The sequence below is a fragment of the Leeuwenhoekiella parthenopeia genome, assembly GCF_020782115.1.
Lineage (GTDB): Bacteria > Bacteroidota > Bacteroidia > Flavobacteriales > Flavobacteriaceae > Leeuwenhoekiella > Leeuwenhoekiella parthenopeia.
In genome coordinates, this window is sequence record NZ_JAJGMW010000015.1 from 24,299 (window position 1) to 43,709 (window position 19,411).

Annotated in this window: 14 protein-coding genes; all 14 read left to right on the top strand. The window is 43.0% G+C overall.

What is annotated here, in order from left to right; translation table 11 throughout:
• Positions 1 to 18: 18 nt before the first annotated feature.
• The 14 genes from LLW17_RS11895 to LLW17_RS11960 all read left to right on the top strand — a co-directional run bounded on the left by LLW17_RS11895 (position 19) and on the right by LLW17_RS11960 (position 19,409).
• Positions 19 to 2,316: an NADP-dependent malic enzyme gene (locus LLW17_RS11895; protein ID WP_228230502.1), complete on the top strand. Its 2,298-nt coding sequence runs from the start codon at positions 19 to 21 to the stop codon at positions 2,314 to 2,316.
• An 83-nt stretch (positions 2,317 to 2,399) separates the two neighbouring features.
• Positions 2,400 to 2,981: a Holliday junction branch migration protein RuvA gene (gene ruvA / locus LLW17_RS11900; RefSeq protein ID WP_228230503.1), complete on the top strand. Its 582-nt coding sequence runs from the start codon at positions 2,400 to 2,402 to the stop codon at positions 2,979 to 2,981.
• Positions 2,982 to 3,020: 39 nt separating this feature from the next.
• Entirely contained in the window at positions 3,021 to 10,298 is a 7,278-nt protein-coding gene (sov, locus tag LLW17_RS11905) for a T9SS outer membrane translocon Sov/SprA (protein WP_228230588.1), read from the top strand.
• 12 nt (positions 10,299 to 10,310) lie between these two features.
• Positions 10,311 to 10,691 carry a glycine cleavage system protein GcvH gene (gene gcvH, locus LLW17_RS11910; protein WP_228230505.1) on the top strand — a complete coding sequence of 127 codons (381 nt, stop codon included), beginning with the start codon at positions 10,311 to 10,313 and terminating at the stop codon, positions 10,689 to 10,691.
• The gene (locus tag LLW17_RS11915; RefSeq protein WP_228230506.1) at positions 10,684 to 11,070 is read left to right on the top strand and encodes a VanZ family protein; all 387 of its coding nucleotides are present in this window, start codon (positions 10,684 to 10,686) and stop codon (positions 11,068 to 11,070) included. The genes gcvH and LLW17_RS11915 overlap by 8 nt, the downstream gene beginning before the upstream one ends.
• Positions 11,071 to 11,123: 53 nt before the next feature.
• A complete protein-coding gene (locus tag LLW17_RS11920) occupies positions 11,124 to 11,852 on the top strand; it encodes an energy transducer TonB (protein ID WP_228230507.1) in 729 nt (242 codons plus the stop codon).
• Positions 11,853 to 11,963: 111 nt separating this feature from the next.
• On the top strand, positions 11,964 to 12,740 hold the full coding sequence (locus LLW17_RS11925; RefSeq protein WP_228230509.1) for an energy transducer TonB: 777 nt from the start codon (positions 11,964 to 11,966) through the stop codon (positions 12,738 to 12,740).
• A 156-nt stretch (positions 12,741 to 12,896) separates the two neighbouring features.
• Positions 12,897 to 15,017, top strand: coding sequence for a gliding motility protein RemB (locus tag LLW17_RS11930; RefSeq protein WP_228230511.1), 2,121 nt, complete (start codon positions 12,897 to 12,899; stop codon positions 15,015 to 15,017).
• A 16-nt stretch (positions 15,018 to 15,033) separates the two neighbouring features.
• Complete coding sequence (locus tag LLW17_RS11935; protein ID WP_228230512.1) at positions 15,034 to 15,441, top strand: Dabb family protein; 408 nt, start codon at positions 15,034 to 15,036, stop codon at positions 15,439 to 15,441.
• Positions 15,442 to 15,621: 180 nt separating this feature from the next.
• Entirely contained in the window at positions 15,622 to 16,515 is an 894-nt protein-coding gene (gene cyoE, locus LLW17_RS11940; protein ID WP_228230513.1) for a heme o synthase, read from the top strand.
• Complete coding sequence (locus LLW17_RS11945) at positions 16,515 to 17,108, top strand: cytochrome c oxidase subunit 3 (protein WP_228230514.1); 594 nt, start codon at positions 16,515 to 16,517, stop codon at positions 17,106 to 17,108. The genes cyoE and LLW17_RS11945 overlap by 1 nt, the downstream gene beginning before the upstream one ends.
• A 130-nt stretch (positions 17,109 to 17,238) precedes the next feature.
• Complete coding sequence (locus LLW17_RS11950) at positions 17,239 to 18,222, top strand: cytochrome c oxidase subunit 3 (protein WP_228230515.1); 984 nt, start codon at positions 17,239 to 17,241, stop codon at positions 18,220 to 18,222.
• A 45-nt stretch (positions 18,223 to 18,267) separates the two neighbouring features.
• On the top strand, positions 18,268 to 18,627 hold the full coding sequence (locus LLW17_RS11955; protein WP_228230516.1) for a cytochrome C oxidase subunit IV family protein: 360 nt from the start codon (positions 18,268 to 18,270) through the stop codon (positions 18,625 to 18,627).
• A gap of 155 nt (positions 18,628 to 18,782) precedes the next feature.
• On the top strand, positions 18,783 to 19,409 hold the full coding sequence (locus LLW17_RS11960) for a hypothetical protein (RefSeq protein ID WP_228230520.1): 627 nt from the start codon (positions 18,783 to 18,785) through the stop codon (positions 19,407 to 19,409).
• Positions 19,410 to 19,411 lie beyond the last annotated feature (2 nt).

A 19,411-nucleotide genomic window follows, 5' to 3' on the forward strand; every position in this document is an offset into this window, starting at 1 on the left:
AGAGCTAACGCGAATATTATGAGTAAAGAAAGCAAACGCCGAGAGGCCCTAATCTATCACGCAAAACCAACACCCGGTAAAATCGCCGTGGTGCCTACTAAAAAATATTCATCTCAGCGCGATCTTTCGCTTGCCTATTCTCCGGGGGTTGCAGAACCTTGTCTGGAGATCGAAAAGGATAAGGAGAACGCTTACAAATACACCGCTAAAGGAAATCTGGTAGCTGTGATTTCTAACGGTACGGCAGTTCTGGGTCTGGGTGACATAGGTCCTGAAGCTTCCAAACCGGTTATGGAAGGTAAAGGTTTGCTCTTTAAAATTTTTGCAGGGATTGATGTTTTTGATATTGAGGTTGATACCAAGAATGTTGATGAGTTTATCGCTACCGTAAAAAATATTGCACCCACTTTTGGAGGAATCAATCTCGAAGATATTAAAGCTCCCGAAGCGTTTGAGATTGAACGCCGTTTAAAAGCTGAGCTTGATATTCCGGTAATGCACGACGATCAGCATGGTACCGCCATCATCTCTGCTGCTGCCTTATTAAATGCAACCGAACTCGCCGGTAAAAAGATGGAAGACATTCGCATAGTGGTGAGTGGTGCCGGTGCAGCCGCGGTTTCATGTACGCGACTGTATAAAGCTTTTGGCGCCAGAGGCGAAAATATTGTAATGCTAGATAGTAAAGGGGTTATTCGCAGTGACCGCGATAGTCTTTCAGAAGAAAAAGCGGAGTTTGCTTCAGACCGAAAAATAGATACGCTTGAAGAAGCAATGGTAGATGCCGATGTGTTCATAGGCCTTTCTATTGCCGATATCGTTTCGCCCGAAATGCTTAAGACTATGGCTCCTAATCCCATCGTCTTTGCTATGGCAAACCCCAATCCTGAGATTGATTACAATCTCGCGATGGATACCCGGGAAGACATCATCATGGCTACCGGTCGTTCAGATCATCCCAATCAGGTGAACAATGTTTTGGGTTTCCCTTTTATTTTTAGAGGAGCTCTTGACGTGCGTGCTACCAAGATTAATGAAGATATGAAGATGGCCGCTGTGAAAGCCTTGGCTGAACTCGCTAAAGAATCGGTGCCTGAGCAGGTGAATATCGCTTATGGGGAGACGCGCCTTAACTTCAGCAGAGAATACATAATTCCCAAGCCTTTTGATCCGCGTTTGATTACCAAGGTACCACCCGCAGTGGCAAAGGCTGCTATGGATAGTGGCGTAGCCCGCCATCCTATTACAGACTGGGTTAAGTACGAAGACGAACTTCTGGATCGTATGGGCTCAGATAATAAAATTGTCAGACTCATTCTTAACAGGGCCAAGACCGAACCTAAACGCGTGGTCTACGCCGAGGCAGATCAGCTTGATGTGCTCAAGGCAGCTCAAATCATCTACGATGAGGGTATAGGTACCCCAGTGCTTTTAGGAAATCGGGAGACCATCGTTGAGTTAATGGAAGAGCTTGACTTTGATGCAGATATTGAAATTATAGATCCCAAAACCAAAGAAGAAAAGCCAAAGCTTGATCAATATGCTCATATGTTCTGGAAAGAACGGAAGCGCAAGGGGGTTACCCTTTATGATGCTCAGAAATTATTGAGACAACGCAATTACTATGCGGCGATGATGGTGAAGCATGGCGATGCAGATGCGATGATTACGGGCTACAGCAGCAGTTATCCTTCAGCTGTAAAACCGGTACTTGAGGTAATTGGCGCAGCACCCAACGTGCAAAAAGTAGCGGCCGCCAACCTCATGAATACCAGCAGAGGGCCCTTGTTTTTGGCAGATACCTCTATAAATATTGAGCCTACGGCGAAAGAATTAGCTAAAATCGCTTTGATGACCGCACGTACCGTACGTCTTTTCGGGATGGAACCGGTGATAGCGATGATTTCCTATTCCAATTTTGGGTCTTCTAAAAATGAACAGGCAGACCGGGTGCGTGAGGCTGTAGCCTATTTGCATAAATATTACCCGGATCTTTCGGTAGACGGGGAAGTGCAGGCCGATTTTGCCTTAAATTCAGAAATGCTGAAGAGTAAATTTCCGTTCTCCAAGCTTGCGGGTAAAAAGGTAAATACGTTTGTGTTTTCTAATATCGACTCGGCAAACATCACCTATAAAATGATTAAAGAACTCAATAAGGCAGATAACATCGGGCCCATAATGATGGGGATGAATAAGCCGGTACACGTGTTGCAGTTGGGAGCTTCGGTTGATGAAATCGTAAATATGTCTGCCGTCGCAGTTATCGATGCGCAACAAAAAGGCAAAAAACTTCAGGAAGAGTTAAAAGGACGATAAGCCAGGGTTTCGGGCAGCGTCTTAAGCCTATGCCCGTGCTGAATTATTTTAGTACATTTAAATCCCAAATCATTTTTTCACTAATGATCACATTTTTAAGGGGTAAACTTATTGAGAAAAATCACACCGATGTCGTTATAGAATGTCATGGCGTGGGGTATTTCGTAAACATTTCGCTCAACACCTTTTCGCTTTTACCTGCTGACGAAAATATCATGCTGTACACGTATTTGCACATCAAGGAAGATGCACATACGTTATATGGCTTCGCCCAAAAATCGGAACGGGAGATATTTAAACTGCTCATTTCTGTGAGCGGAGTGGGTACCAGTATTGCCCGCACCATGCTGTCTTCTTTAGAACCTTCTCAGGTAAAGCAGGCCATTGCAACGGGTGATGTTAAGACTATTCAGGCGGTTAAAGGTATTGGTGCTAAAACCGCTCAGCGTGTTATTCTTGATCTTAAGGATAAAATTCTTAAAGTATATGATATTGATGAAGTTTCAGCTGCGCCAAGCAATACCAATAAAGAAGAAGCGTTATCTGCTCTAGAGACTTTAGGCTTTGCCCGAAAGCAAGCTGAACGTGTGTGTGATGCTATTGTGCGCGATGAGCCACAGGCAAGCGTTGAGCAGATTATAAAACTGGCACTTAAAAAACTTTAAGAGACTTTGGGTACAAAACTACGCGGGTATTCTTTTCAAATTCTGGTCATTATAGGGGTGTTTTGCTGTCCCTTATCTGTTTTTGCTCAGGAAGAAGAAGAGCAGGATTCGGTTAAAACCGGCTTTTCCTACGGAAGGCTTGCGCTTAAAAACCCAAATTCCATAGTTTCCAAATACACCTACGATCCGCTAACAGACCGGTATATCTATACCGAAAGTTTGGGTGGATATAACATCAATTATCCCCGTATTCTCACCCCTGAAGAATTTAAGGAGCTCGTTCAAAAGGAACGAATGCAGGCTTATTTTCAGCAGAAAATCGCTGCGGTTGACGGGCGTACCGAAGAGGGAAAGGAAGATCAAAAGAGCCTTCTACCTAATTTTTATGTGAATTCCGGGCTTTTTGAAAGCATTTTTGGAGGCAATACCATAGAGTTTATACCTACCGGTAGCGTGGCAATGGATATAGGAGGCTTGTTTACCAAACAGGATAATCCCAGTTTTTCGCCGCGTAACCGTACCAATTTTAGCTTTGATTTTGACCAGCGCATAAGTCTGAGCTTGCTGGGGAAGGTAGGGACCCGTCTTCAGGTGAACGCGGTTTATGATACCGAATCTACCTTTAGCTTTCAAAACCAGATCAAACTCGAGTACACACCCAACGAGGATGATATCATCCAGAAAATAGAAGTGGGTAACGTAAATATGCCCCTTAATTCTGCGCTTATCCAGGGTTCACAGAGTCTTTTTGGGGTAAAGACGCAATTGCAGTTTGGTAAAACCACAATTACCGGCGTATTTTCAGAGCAGCAGTCGCAAACCAACCAGGTGTTGGCCCAGGGCGATGGTACCATTCAGGACTTTCAGATTTTTGCACTGGAGTATGACGAAAACCGGCATTATTTCTTAGCCCAGTATTTTCGCGATAATTACGATAAAGCTTTGGCTAATTATCCCTTTATCAACTCAAATGTTCAAATCACGCGTATTGAAGTCTGGGTGACCAATCGTACCCAGCGCTTTGAAAACACCCGAAACATCGTCGCGATACAGGATATTGGAGAATCAAACCCAAACCAAATAGGCTTGCCGAATATCCCCGCGGGTTTTATTAATCTTCCTTCAGGGGCCTTTCCCAGAAACTCAAGTAATGACTTCAATCCGTTTGGTCTAACGGGCAACGGGCAAACCGTGCTAACCTCTGCAATACGCAGTTCGGCAACGGTAGATCAGGGTTTTGGTAATGTACAGGTGGCAGACGGGTCTGATTATGTTTCGTTAGAAAATGCCCGCCAGCTTTCACTTTCAGAATATACGCTGAATACGCAACTGGGCTATATTTCACTCAACCAGCGTTTGAATAATGACGAGGTTTTGGCCGTGGCTTTTCAATATACGGTAAACGGGGAAGTGTATCAGGTAGGTGAGTTTGCCAATGACGGGGTTGATGCTACCGGTGGCGCTTATCCCGATACCGATGGAGACGGCGTTCCGGATCTCGTTGATGTAGATCCTGATGGGGACGGGGTAAATAATAATGGCCAGGATACAGACGGCGATCAGGTTGCAGACGCGGCAGATGCAGATCAGACCAATGGGCAGGATATTAATAATGACGGAATTCTGGATAGTTTTATAACTCCGGGGCAGGGAGGTACTTCGCAGGCTTTGGTGGTTAAATTGCTCAAAAGTAATATCACCGATGTCAACGAGCCCGTCTGGGATTTAATGATGAAAAACATCTACGGTCTGGGAGTAGGGCAGTTGGAGAAAGAGGGGTTCAGGATGAATATTGTGTACAATTCGCCTTCCCCTATCAATTACATTACACCTGCTGAAGGCGGTCCGGCATTGCCCGAAGATGTAGCCAATACGCCGCTGCTGAATGTGTTTAATCTGGATAACCTGACTCAGTTTGGAGATCCGCAGGAGGGAGGGGATGGATTCTTTGACTTTCAGGAAGGGACAACCGTTAATGCCCGTAATGGAAGTATCATTTTTACCTCGGTAGAGCCTTTTGGAGAATATCTTTTTGACAAACTGCGAAGCGAGCCTGCTGAGACTTACGGCAACCCCGATACGTATAATGCAAACCAGCGCAAGTATGTTTACCGCTCGCTGTACAATTCCACCAAAACCATTGCTCAGGATAACGCCGATAAAAACCTGTTTCAGATGCAGGGGACTTATAAATCCAGACAGGAAGAGGGCATCCCTATAGGAGGTTTTAACGTGCCACAGGGTTCTGTTACCGTTACTGCCGGTGGCCGTGTGCTGCAGGAAGGTTTAGATTATTCGGTAGATTATCAACGGGGACGTGTAATTATACTCGATCAGGCCTTAAAAGCTTCGGGTGTTCCCATTCAGGTTTCTACCGAAAACAATACCTTGTTTGGCCAGCAAACCAAACGCTTTACGGGTTTAAACATCGAGCATCAGTTTAGCGAAAAATTTATCGTGGGAGGGACGCTTATCAATCTCAACGAGCGACCCCTTACCCAAAAGGCAACCTATAGTTTTGAGCCCATCAATAACACCATTTTTGGCCTAAACGCTAATTTTTCGGCAGAGGTTCCTTTCCTGACCCGACTGGTGAATAAGTTGCCAAACATCGATACCGATGTGCCTTCTAATATTTCGCTTCGCGGAGAAATCGCATACCTCATTCCCGGGCAGCCCAAGGTGACCAATTTTGGCGGGGAGGCAGCTTCTTATATCGATGACTTTGAAGGAGCGCAGACCTCGCTTGATATCAGTTCGCCCTTGCAATGGTATCTGGCTTCGGTGCCTATTGGTTTTGGAGGGGAGTTTGATAACGGCGATTTACGCACCGGTTACCGCCGTGCAAAACTCGCCTGGTATTCTATAGATCCTATTTTTTATACCAATCAGCGTCCTGATGGTATTACCGATGCCGATGTGTCGACCTATGCAACGCGCAGGGTTTTTAGAGATGAAATATTTCCGCAGCAGGATATTGTTGCCGGTACTACACAGGCTTTGTTTACACTCGATATGGCCTATTATCCTCAGGAGCGGGGAGCTTATAACTTCAGCCCCGATGCGCAGGATGGTATTTTAGAAAATCCCGAGCAAAATTTTGGCGGAATTATGCGTCAGTTTGCTTCAACAGATTTTGAGCAGTCTAACGTTGAGTTTATTGAATTCTGGTTGATGGATCCCTTTATTTATGCGGAAAACGCTGCAAATACCGGAGGTAAACTCACGCTGAATCTGGGTAATATTTCTGAAGATGTGTTGAAAGACGGGCGCAAGCAGTATGAAAATGGGTTACCTCAGGATGGCTCTGCTTCAAATACGGTGGCCACCGTTTGGGGTAAAGTACCTACCAATCAGGCGCTGATTTACGCTTTTGATACCGAAGGGGCTGCACGTACCAATCAGGACGTGGGTTACGACGGTTTAAGCGATGAGCAGGAAGCGCTTAATTATCCCGAGTTTGCAGGTCTCGAAGACCCTTCGGGCGATAACTATCAGTTCTTCGTGTCGGCACAGGGTTCGGTTTTAGATCGTTATAAGCGATATAACGGTCAGGAAGGGAACTCGCCCGTAAATGTTAGTCAGCAGGATCGTGGTTCTACCACCGTACCCGATGTAGAAGATTTTAACCGGGACTTTACCATGAATACGGTTGACAGTTATTACGAGTATGAGCTCGAGATCAACCGCCAAAGTCTTAATGTGCAAAACGAGTATATCGTAGACCAGCGCGATATTGAAGTAACCCTGCAAAATGGCAATACCCTGCCTGTAACCTGGTATCAGTTTAAAATTCCAATAAGCCAACCTACCGGAAGACAGGGCGGGATCAACGACTTCAGGTCTATTCGCTTTATGCGTATGTTTATGAGTGAATGGAATCAGCCCATTGTTCTACGCATGGGGGCGATGGATCTGGTGCGGGGAGATTACCGTCGTTATCTTTATACCCTTGATCCTGACGACTCAGATCCCGATACCGAAAATACGCGCTTTGAGGTCACTTCGGTAAATGTTGAGGAAAACAGCAATCGCAACCCCATTCCCTATGTGCTTCCGCCGGGTGTTTACCGCGAGGAGCTTATCAACAACAATAACAACATTCGGCAGAATGAGCAGTCGTTGTCTATTGAAGTTTGCGATCTTGAAACTCAGGACAGTCGTGCGGTTTATAAGAATTTCAGACTCGATATGCGCCAGTACGAAAATCTGGAGATGTTTGTGCATTTGGAGTCTTTGCTGAATGAAAATCCGGTTCATGATAATGAGGTTGTGGCTTTTATTAGAATGGGAACCGATCTTACACAGAATTTCTATCAGATCGAATTGCCACTTACCCCAACCGCATTCAACACGAGTAGTCCCGATTTAATTTGGCCGGAAGCAAACCGTCTAAAAGTGCCTCTGGAGGTTCTCGAAACTGTAAAAGCCACCTTTTTTAATGGAAGCTTTAATACCCTGCAGGATGCCATAACCTATTTTGATCAGGATGGAAATCCTATTGCCGACCCTGCGGGAACGCCTTACGAGACCGGAAGGGTGCGGGTAGGGATAAAAGGAAACCCCAGTTTTGGCGATGTGCGCTTGCTGATGCTGGGTGTTAAAAATGCAAATGATGAAGGTGGTCGTACCGTTTGTGCCGAGGCCTGGTTTAATGAACTACGGCTTAGCGGACTTCAAAATCAGGGAGGCTGGGCCGGTATTTTAAACCTGGATGCCAATCTTGCAGATTTTGCTACAGTATCCGGTACAGCTCGTCAATCAACCATAGGCTTTGGTAGTATCGATGCAGGGCCCAATCAGCGCGCCCGTGAAGATGTTAAGTCTTATGATGTGGTGAGCAATGTAGAGTTGGGCCAGCTTTTGCCAAAGAAATGGGGAGTGAAGATTCCTTTTAATTACGCTAAAGGAAACCAGACCATTACCCCGCAGTATGACCCGCTTTATACCGATTTAAAACTGGAGCAGAGTCTTGCCAATGCGTCCAGTGCAGCTGCCCGGGACAGTATAGAGAATGTCGCTATCGAGCGCACCACCCGTGAAAGTATCAATTTTATAGGGGTGCGTAAAGAACGTACCGGGGATAAAAAGCCAATGCCCTGGGATGTAGAGAACCTCACTTTTGCATACAGCCACAATCAGGAAAATCATAAAGATTTTGAGATCGAGCAGGCTGTGAATAAAAATGTACGTCTGGGAGCTACCTATGGTTTTGCCTTTAAGCAAAAACCTATAGAACCTTTTAAAAAGAATGATTCGCTCTTTACGAGCAAGTATTGGAAACTTCTGAAGGATTTCAATTTCAATTACCTTCCGGCAAGTGTTAATCTCACTTCAAATATTACCCGGCAATTTAACCGGCAGCAGTTTAGAGATTTGCTGGCTAACGAAAACTTTATCAATACCACGCCGGTCTATGTGCAGCGCAACTACCAGTTTGACCGAAATTTTACCGTAAACTTCCCGATTACCCAATCCCTGCGGGTAAACCTTAACCAGTTTCAGAACCGCATAGTGCGTAATTATTTAAATGCAGATAACACTATAGATCCTAATGCCGGGGGTGTTTACTCTCAGTTTTTTGACGTGGGAACTCCAGATCGGCACAATCAGAATATGCAGCTTAACTACGATTTGCCTGTGGGTAAACTGCCCTTTATGGATTTTGTAAAATCGACCTATTCTTACAATGCAGACTTTCAGTGGACCCGGGGATCATACCAGTTACAGTCTTTAGAAGGTATTCCCGATCTGGGGAATTCGGTGCAAAATGCCAACACGCACACGCTTCAGACTACATTAGATATGAAGAGCTTGTATACGACACTGGGCATTGGTAAAAAAAGCGGAGGTCCCACTTCGAGAGAAGCCAGAAGCCGGGCTGTACCTACTTTAGGAAATCCCCAGTCTGCTCAGAATAATCAATCACAGGCTAATTCGGGCGGAGGCAAAACCAAAGATTTGCTTATAGGCCTGGCAACAGGAATTAAGCAAATACAAATCAACTACGAGCAAACTAATGGTATGTATTTACCGGGTTATTTGCCGGGTGTAGGATTTTTAGGTACAACACGTCCCACAACCGGATTTGTATTTGGTAGTCAGGCCGAAATACGCGATTATGCTGCCCGCCAGGGTTGGTTAACGCTATATCAGGAGTATAACGAACAATACGGGGAAAATGAGGTGCGTAAATTTGACGTGCAGGCCCAAACCAGTTTTCTGGAAGATCTGACGATTGACATCAATATGAATCGCATTTATCAGGAAACCTATACCGAGAATTATCGGGTTGATCCGCTTACCAGAGCGTACACAAGTCTCACCGGAAATACGCTGGGTAATTTTAGTATTTCAACCCTGATGATAGGTACCGCTTTTAATACGAGTTCGCTGGAGTCATCGCTTAACTTCAACCGCTTTCGTGAAAACCGCTTAATAGTGGCAGAGCGCCTTGCTGAAGATTTCTACGGAAATGATCAGTACCCAAGGGATGAGAATGGGTATCCGGTAGGCTTTAGCAGATCGAGTCAACAGGTTTTGCTTCCTGCTTTTTTATCGGCCTATACTCCCGGAAATGCAGAAAGCGTTTCGCTTGGGGCATTTAGAAGTTTTCCATTGCCCAACTGGAATTTAAAGTACACCGGGTTTATGAAGTTTGACTGGTTTAAAAAGCGGTTCAAGCGTTTTTCGGTAAATCACGGCTATCAGGCGGGTTATACCATTAATCAGTTTAGAACAAACCTCAATTATAACCGCAGATTAAATAACGACCCTCAGGATGCACAGGTTAATCAGGCCGGAGACTTTATAAGTAAGACGTTATATTCCAATATTAACCTTACAGAGATGTTTTCGCCGCTCATTCGCTTGGATTTTGAAATGAACAATTCGGTTAAAATACTGGCCGAGTTGCGTAAAGACAGAACGCTTTCGTTGAGTTTTGATAATAATCTGTTAACCGAAATTCACGGAAATGAGTATATAATAGGGCTGGGATATCGTTTAAAAGATATTAGATTTGCGACCAATATTGGGGGTAGACGTACCATCTTAAAGAGTGATTTAAACTTTAAGGCAGACCTATCGCTACGACAGAATGAAACGATTGTAAGGTATCTGGATGTAGATAACAGTCAGATTACAGCAGGTCAGGATATTTACGGATTGACATTTACGGCAGACTATGCGCTGAGTAAAAACCTGACCGCAATTTTTTATTACGATCATGCATTTGCAACCTATGCGATATCAACTGCCTACCCGCAAACAACAATACGGTCGGGACTGACTTTGCAATATAATTTTGGAAATTAATTAAATACACATATGAGTTTACCAGCAGATTTAAAGTACACTAAAGATCACGAGTGGGTGCGTATTGAAGGAGATACGGCAACCGTGGGCATTACCGATTTCGCTCAGGGAGAGTTGGGGGATATCGTTTATGTAGAAGTAGAAACCGAAGGAGAAACCCTGGATCGCGAAGAAGTTTTTGGTACAGTAGAAGCCGTAAAAACCGTTTCCGATTTGTTTTTGCCTCTAAGCGGTGAGATCATCGAGTTTAATTCGGCTTTGGAGTCAGAACCAGAAATGGTAAATGAAGATCCTTATGGAAAAGGCTGGATGATAAAAGTGAAATTTACAGACGACAGCGAGCTTGACAGTTTGTTGAGTGCCGAAGCCTATCAGGAACTCATAGGTGGCTAGATTACTGCGATATGGGGCTTATGGCTATACACTCTTCATAGCAGTGATTTGCCTGATACCTCTGCCTCATATACAGGAAGCTCCAGAGCATAGCGATAAGATGGTGCACGTGGTGACTTACGTCATCTTTACCTTGCTATGGTTTGCATTTTTTTATTTTTTAAGACCAAATAGTGATTATTTTAAAGTGTCTTTGATAAAATCCTGCAGCTTTGCCATTATTTATGGTATAGTTATTGAAGCTTTACAAGCGGCTCTAACCCGTTCGAGATCAGCAGATTTTAATGATTTCTTAGCCAATCTTGCCGGAATTTCCGGCGCATTACTGGTTATTTTGGTCTTTAGAAATCAATTTTCAAAGCTGAAATCAAAATTTTAATTTCGAGTTGAAGCCTTTTTTATTTAAATTAGCAATCCTTAACAACAAGATTCATGGAACCTAAGAAAAATCCCAAAGCAGATCTGTCTAAAAGAAGTGTACTCTTCTTTCAGTTAGGTCTTATTTTGATACTCGGGCTTACCTATTTGGCTATCGAGTGGAAAACGTATGAGAAAGAGGCCATCGATATCGGACAGCTTGAAATGACTGATGAGCTGGAAGAAGATGTGCCTATTACAGAGTTAAACACTCCACCACCTCCACCGCCACCTCCACCGCCACCACCAGCACCGGAAATCATCGAGGTTGTTGAGGATGATAAAGAAATTGAAGAAACCGTAATCGAGTCTACTGAAACCAGTCAGGAAGAAGAGATTGTAGAGGTTGAAGAAGTTTCTTTCGCAGAAGAAGAAGTTATTGAAGATGTACCTTTTGCAGTTATCGAAAACGTACCGGTGTATCCAGGTTGCGAGAACGAAAAAGGAAACGACGCCAAGAAGAAGTGTATGTCTGAGAAGATCAGTGACTTCGTAAACCGTAAGTTCAATACTGAACTGGGTAGCGAATTAGGTCTTTCAGGTATTAACCGAATCTATGTGCGATTTAAAATTGATCAAAAAGGAAATATCGTAGATATAGGATCCCGTGGTCCACACCCGCGATTAGAATCTGAAGCAGAGCGCGTAATTAAATTGTTACCGCAAATGACTCCAGGTAAGCAGCGTGGTAAGGCAGTAGGGGTACTTTACTCACTTCCTATCGTATTTCAGGTGCAGGATTAATTCCATTATCTGAAAAAAATATCAAAACCCGTCCGCGAAAGCGAGACGGGTTTTTTTATGGCAAGCTTCTTTTTAAAGTTTTAAGTATTAGTAACCATTAAAACTTTATTTATGAGTAATTCTCAAAAAAGCGAATCTGTCGCTCGGCAAAGCGCAGATCGCACAACAAGCAAGCATGATGTAAATCTACGAAAAAACACGGTGGTCTATTTTCAGGTGGGATTAATCACGGCTCTTATTCTGGCCATAGTCGTTCTTGAGCTTAAATCTCCCGTCACTCATTACGAATCACCTGCATTGCCTGATGTGGCAACAGTCTCTATCGACGATTGGAATAGGGAGATCAGGCGTGAAGAGGTAAAAGAGGTTAAGCCGGAGGTGCCAGAAGTTTCAAAGTTATTGCCCCCGGTAGTAAAACCGAATGAAGTAGAGATCCCTGATTTTAAATTTGTTGATCCAACACCGCCAGCCTCAGATGAAACGATCAGCATAACTAGTTTTGAACCGGTTCCTGAGCCTCCGGTAGAAACCACCACGTTTGTTGCGGTAGAACGTGTTCCGGTTTTTCCCGGATGTGAAGGCCTTAACTCTAACAAAGAGTTGAAGGCTTGTATGCAGGAAAAGATGAACCAGTTCATCAATCGTAATTTTGATACCGGTATTGGAGCGCGCTATGGTTTACAAGGTGTCAATAAGGTGGATATTCAGTTTACTATTGATGAATTTGGTAAAGTAACAGACTTAAAAACACGAGCTCCGCACCCTGCTCTTGAGAAAGAGGCTGTACGCGTTATGGAAAAATTACCTCAAATGGAGCCCGGCAAGCAGCGGGATCGCAATGTGCGGGTCATTTATTTTCAACCTCTTAAATTTCAGGTTCAGGATTAAAATTACATTTCAGATTAGTACAGCCCGCCCCATCAGGCGGGCTGTTTTTTTAGGTAAAGCGCGCATTGGATTGGGGTGTGCCTGAAAGTATTTGAATCTGTAAAAAGAGGATGTTGAAAAAATAGTATCTTTCCACCTCCTAAATCTCATAAGTTCATGTCATTCAAGACTTTTGCTGCAGGTCTGGCCTTATTTACAGTTTCTGCATTGCAGGCTCAGCTTATCACGGGTAACTTTGAGCAATACCCCATTTTTGAAGAGTGCGAAAATGTTCCGGCTGTTGCGCTTTCAACCTGTTTCAACGAAACCCTGATCAATAAGATAAAAGCTGAATTCAAGATGCCCCAACGCGTGCTTGATGAACAGTATCAGGGCGATTTGGTCGTTTTGTTTGAAGTCACAGAAGAGGGTACGTTTGAATTGCTTCATGTTACCGGTATTTATGAGGAATTGCGCAGTGAGATCACCCGGGTGTTTGGTGAATTGCCTCAGATAAAACCGGCAACCTATAATGCCCGCCCAACGTATATGCAGTTTAATATGCCTATACCTATTCCGTTTTCTAAAGATTCTTCTGCAATTAAAGATTCTTCCGCAATTAAAGATTTTAAAACAGGAGCAGTGCCGGTGAAAAAACTGGAGGAGCAAAGTGAATATGATGCTATCAAAACATTTCCATTTGAAAACCGGGAATACAATTCGCAGTTATTCATTCCGTTTTCTCACGAAACCTATAGCAGGTTTGATCAGGAGCTCAATAGGGTGGGTACAAACTCGCACACGGCAGGCAAGCCTTTTACCTATGATAATGTAAATACCTATTACGACTTTAAAGAGGCTCGCGAAGGTTTGTATAAAAAAAAAGAGTCGTGGTTTGGGCGTAAATTATGGAATGAACATATGGTTACCCTGCAAGGGGAGGACTACTGGTTTACTTTAGATCCTGCTGCAGATTTGCAGTTGGGCTTTGAGACTGCAAATAATGAAGATCAAAGCTATACCTATAACAATACCCGGGCAGTTATTTTTCAGGGAGGTTTAGGAAAAAATTTAAACTTTTATACAGTTGTTTATGAAAGTCAGGGCACTTTTGCGGGCTACTTTAACAGGTTTGCACGTTCTATAAGGCCAGATGGTGGAAACCCTGCGATTGTCCCGGGCAGGGGGGTAGCAGCAGAATCAGCTTCCGGCGATTTTGATTACCCGGTTGCAGAAGGTTATCTCTCCTATACGCCAAATAAATACTTCAACTTTCAGTTTGGTCATGGTAAAAACTTTATTGGTGACGGGTATCGCTCCCTGTTGCTTTCAGATAACGCGAGTCCGTACCCTTTTTTTAAGCTGAACACTACATTTTGGAAACTCAAATACACCAATACCTGGATGTCGTTACGCGATGTGCGCCCTGAAGTAGTTGCAGACGGTTCATTTAAAACCAAATATATGGCCAATCATTATTTGAGTTTAAATGTGACTAAAAGACTCAATATTGGGCTTTTTGAAAATGTAATCTGGACTAATGATAACGATCGAGGGTTTGACCTGAATTATCTGAATCCGGTAATTTTTTACCGGGCAATTGAATTTTCTACAGGTTCGCGTGGGGGTAATGCCCTGATCGGGTTGAGTGGTAAGTACAAATTCAGTGATCGATTTAATGCCTACGCACAGGTAATCATCGATGAATTTTCTACCGGAGCAGTTTTTAGCAGTGATAAGTCATTTCAAAATAAGCAGGGCGTGCAGCTGGGTTTTAAATATTACGATGCTTTCCATGTAGATGATTTACAATTGCAAGTGGAGTTTAATCAGGTAAGACCTTATGTATACTCAAATAATGAGATCGAACTCAATTATGGTCATAACAATCAGTCCATGGCGCACTTGTGGGGTGCAAACTTCAGGGAGCTTATAGCTATTGCGCGGTATCGCAATGATCGTTGGTTTGGGGCAGCAAAATTTATTTACGGGGAACGCGGTTTTGAAATTGGCGATATCAATCAGGTTTATTACGGTGGAAGTATTTATGGGAATGATGAAAATATTCCCTCAGAACTGGGTATCGAAATAGGCCAGGGCAACCGGGCCAATACCTTTCTTGGGAATGTAGAATTGGGGTATCTCGTAAACCCTTCTACCAACCTGAAGGTGTATGCTTCGGTATTATACCGCGATAATCGCATAGAACAATTTGATCCGGTAAACCTCAACGAACAGACCGTTTGGGTGAATTTTGGTTTTAGAACCGATTTGTTCAACTGGTATTTTGATTACTAACTTAAAAACTTTGGCTTTGAAATTATTAAAAAACAGTGTCGTACTCATTATGCTTCTTGTACTGAGTTCATGCGAAGAGAAAACAGAAAAACCGGAAATCGCTTTTGATTCCAATTTTGCACATGTGGTTTATTTTTGGCTAAACAATCCCGATAGTACCGAAGACCGGGCTGAATTTGAAAAGGCATTGAAGCAATTTCTAAACACCAGCGAATACGCCCAGACCAAATTCATTGGCACGCCGGCAAATACGCCCCGGGAGGTGGTAGATAACAGCTGGACCTACTCTATTATTTTAACGTTTCCGTCAAAAGAGATTCAGGATCGGTACCAAAAAGAACCGGTACACCTTAAGTTTGTAGAAGAAGCTTCTCATTTGTGGGATCGGGTACAGGTTTATGATGCTGTTGGGCTTTCTGAGTGATTGCTTAAAGATTTCAGACTTTTCAGGAAGCAGAGGTGCATTTTCGATAAAATGGGTTTTGCTTAAGGGTAAGAAGGATTAGAGAACAAATCCGGTCGTAATATACTCAATATCCCTTGTGCAGATGCCGAGTGTGTGGTATCTTTGCACGACTTTTTAAAGCCCTTGAAAAACACGCTTTTGAGCCTTACTGAAACCCATAAATTGTCCCCGAGTATTTGGCAGGATTTTAAAGAAATCACCAAAATGCGCCTTGCTATCAGCGTGGTGTTTTCGAGCATGGCAGGCTATCTTTTGGGAGCTTATAGTATTGACTGGCTTACGGTTTTATTGCTCGCAGTAGGCGGTTATCTAATGGTAGGGGCTTCAAATGCCTACAACCAGATCATCGAAAGAGATCTTGATGCCCTGATGGATCGTACCAAAAACCGTCCTGTAGCAGCCGGGCGTATGTCTGTGCGTACTGCTTTTACTATCGCAACGATTTTTACTGTTTTGGGTCTTGTAGTGCTTTATATTATCAACCCCATTACGGCAGTTTTTGGAGCGATTTCAATTTTTTTATACGTGTGCGTCTATACTCCGCTTAAAACCAAAACGCCACTTTCGGTTTTTGTTGGAGCTTTTCCGGGAGCTATTCCTTTTATGATGGGTTGGATTGCCGCAACCGGAGATTTTGGCATAGAAGCCGGAACCTTATTTATGCTTCAATTTTTCTGGCAGTTCCCCCATTTTTGGGCCATTGGCTGGTTTTTATATGAAGACTATAAAAAAGGAGGTTTCTTTATGTTGCCTACCGGCGAAAGGGACCGCGGAACAGCCATACAGGTAGTTCTTTATACCATCTGGACTATTTTAGTTTCTATCATTCCGGTGTTTGGAGTTACCGGAAGGCTTTACCTCACTCCGGTTTCTGCTGTTTTAGTAGGGATTTTGGGTCTGGGCTTGCTTTATTACGCACTTCGATTATATTCTTACAAAAACAACCTTACCGCCAAGCGACTCATGCTGTCCAGCGTGAGTTATATCACTTTAATACAAATTATTTACGTAGCAGATAAATTTCTAAGGTAATGGATTATACATCGCAATCAGAACAGGTTAAAATCGCACGTTCCAAAAAGATGATGCTGTGGTTTGGTATTGTAAGTCTTTCTATGATGTTTGGCGGACTTACCAGTGCATATATTGTAAGCAGCGAGCGCAAAGACTGGCTTCACGACTTTCAGCTCCCTCAGGCGTTTTACATCAGTACGGCGCTCATAGTTTTGAGCAGCCTCACTATGCTGGTGGCCAAAAGAGCCATTTCGCGCGAAAAGAATTCGCTTGGCACCCTGGCTCTTGTTGCTACGGCAGTACTGGGAGTGGCTTTTGTCATTTTTCAGTTTAAAGGCTTTGGTGAAATCGTACAGGAGGGATATTTCTTTACCGGAAGTCAAAGCAATGTAACCACTTCTTTTATTTATGCTTTTGTGATAAGTCACGTGGTTCACGTGGTAGCAGGAATTTTGGTGTTGCTTGTTGTACTGGTTCAGCAATTGAGAGGTAAATATGCTAAGGGACAGACGCTTGGTCTTGAACTGGGGGCAACATTCTGGCATTTTGTAGATATCCTATGGGTTTATCTTTTGCTGTTTTTCATGTTTGCAGAAGATCTCATTCACTAGATAAGAAGCTGTTTTTATTAAAAAAGCTTTAAAATTTCTTTTTTTTGAATGGTTATAAATACCGATTATTGCTTTGAAAAGCATTTTTAAAATACCTATTTTTGCAACGCTTATTAACCGATATTAAAATATGAACGCTACAGCTGTTAAAACAGGCACAGAAGGCAAAGTCTGGGGAGGCGGGGATGAACAACCTCTAAAAGCGAGTTACGGTAAATTAATGATGTGGTTCTTCATCCTTTCGGATGCGCTCACATTTTCCGGTTTTCTCGCAGCTTACGGATTCTCCCGTTTTAAATTTATAAATACCTGGCCTATCGCCGATGAAGTGTTTACTCACTTTCCTTTTTTACACGGAGTAGATGCTCCTATGTATTATGTGGCGTTGATGACCTTTATCCTTATTTTTTCCTCGGTAACTATGGTGCTTGCGGTAGACGCCGGTCATCAAATGAAGAAAAACAAAGTGATTTGGTACATGTTCTTTACCATCATTGGTGGTGTGGTTTTCGTGGGTTCTCAGGCCTGGGAATGGGCAAACTTCATCTCTGGTGAGTATGGAGCAGTTGAAACCAAAGGAGGTAAGATCATTCAGTTTGTAAATGCTGAAGGCGAGCAGGTGGCAATTGAGTCTTTTGCAGTTGATCTTCCTTCAGACCGTACCCGTCTTACCAAAAGCGAGGCACTCTGGTATCAGTCTGAAAGCAGTCTTCCTGAATATGAGCTAGCTGAAGTAATTGAAGGTTTTAAAGCCAATCCCGATTTATTGGTTAGAACGCAGTTAATTGCCGAAAACGGTCAGAAAACCATTCTTTCCCGTGAGGAGTCTTTAGCCAAATTAGAAAATGACGGAAAGCAGGTGGTTGAAGGAGCTAATCTTGTGCACAATGAGTACGGACCTCCACTTTTTGCAGATTTCTTTTTCTTTATTACCGGTTTTCACGGTTTCCACGTATTCTCAGGAGTAATCATCAATATTATCATTTTTATCAATGTGATCTTGGGGACCTACGAGCGCAGAGGCAGCTATGAGATGGTTGAAAAAGTAGGTTTGTACTGGCACTTTGTAGATTTGGTTTGGGTATTTGTATTCACATTCTTTTACCTGGTTTAATTTTAAAATTTTATTCCGCAAAGCGGAAGCTTTAAAACATATATAATGGCACACGATTCAGCACATCACGGTTCGGCTACTAAAAGAATCTGGACGGTTTTTGGGATACTTTCTATAGTGACCATCATCGAAGTAGCTTTAGGTATTGTAAGACCGGGCTTCTTGATAGAGACCGATTTCTTAAGAATGCACTTATTAAACTGGATATTCATTATACTAACCTTATACAAGGCTTATTTAATCACCTGGGCATTCATGCACATGGAGCATGAGACCAAAGGTTTAAGGAGATCTGTAGTGTGGACCGGGATATTCCTGGTTTGTTACCTGATCTTTATTTTACTTACGGAAGGGGATTATATCTTCGATGTATACAAAGAAGGTTATGTGGCCTGGGATTTTTAATCCTTTAAAAATTTTTAAAAGACGACTTCGGGTCGTCTTTTTTTATGTCTTGTTTTAATGCAAACATTCTGTGATGTACCTTTGCATTCGGTTTTGGAAAGGTCTCCCAAAGCTGTACATAAAAACCTAAATGACCCCAATTTAGACGGTTTGCTATGAAAAAGTATTTTGTTTTAGGTGTTTTATTTATACTGCCCATTGTGGCTTATCTGTTCTTTGCTTCGGGCATCCATAATTTTGCCAAATTACCCGTACTTCAGGAAGCGATTACTGAGCTTGATTCGTCCGGCGGGGTGCAATTTCAAAATAAAATAACCGTATTGGGTTTTCTCGGAAATACGATTGAACGCGACGGGGGCGATTTATTCAATCTCAATCAGAAAATATTTAAGCCTTTCCGGGAATTCGATGATTTTCAATTTGTGTATTTGGTTCCGCAATCAATTGATACTACCGCACTGTACAAGGTAAAAACCGAATTAGGCCGACTTACAGATATCTCCAACTGGCATTTCGTAATGCTTCCGCAGGAGCAGATTGAAGCGGTCTTCAGCAGTTTGAAAACCCCTTATAATCTTATGGCAGATGGCGGATCGCAGTATATTTTTATACTCGATAAAGACCGAAAACTGAGAGGTCGTGATGATGATGAGGATGAAGGAGTTCTTTACGGTTACGACAGTGCTGATATTGCAGAATTGTCTAATAAGATGAAAGACGACGTTAAGATAATCCTTGCGGAATACCGTCTTGCGCTGAAGAAAAATAATGCCGAACGCTAATT

Excerpts from the sequence above, each read along its gene's own strand:
- gcvH (WP_228230505.1), top strand. The coding sequence starts at position 10,311 with ATGAGTTTACCAGCAGATTTAAAGTACACTAAAGATCACGAGTGGGTG.
- LLW17_RS11920 (WP_228230507.1), top strand. The coding sequence starts at position 11,124 with ATGGAACCTAAGAAAAATCCCAAAGCAGATCTGTCTAAAAGAAGTGTA.
- LLW17_RS11955 (WP_228230516.1), top strand. The coding sequence starts at position 18,268 with ATGGCACACGATTCAGCACATCACGGTTCGGCTACTAAAAGAATCTGG.
- LLW17_RS11930 (WP_228230511.1), top strand. The coding sequence starts at position 12,897 with ATGTCATTCAAGACTTTTGCTGCAGGTCTGGCCTTATTTACAGTTTCT.
- LLW17_RS11950 (WP_228230515.1), top strand. The coding sequence starts at position 17,239 with ATGAACGCTACAGCTGTTAAAACAGGCACAGAAGGCAAAGTCTGGGGA.
- LLW17_RS11925 (WP_228230509.1), top strand. The coding sequence starts at position 11,964 with ATGAGTAATTCTCAAAAAAGCGAATCTGTCGCTCGGCAAAGCGCAGAT.
- LLW17_RS11945 (WP_228230514.1), top strand. The coding sequence starts at position 16,515 with ATGGATTATACATCGCAATCAGAACAGGTTAAAATCGCACGTTCCAAA.
- ruvA (WP_228230503.1), top strand. The coding sequence starts at position 2,400 with ATGATCACATTTTTAAGGGGTAAACTTATTGAGAAAAATCACACCGAT.
- LLW17_RS11895 (WP_228230502.1), top strand. The coding sequence starts at position 19 with ATGAGTAAAGAAAGCAAACGCCGAGAGGCCCTAATCTATCACGCAAAA.
- LLW17_RS11960 (WP_228230520.1), top strand. The coding sequence starts at position 18,783 with ATGAAAAAGTATTTTGTTTTAGGTGTTTTATTTATACTGCCCATTGTG.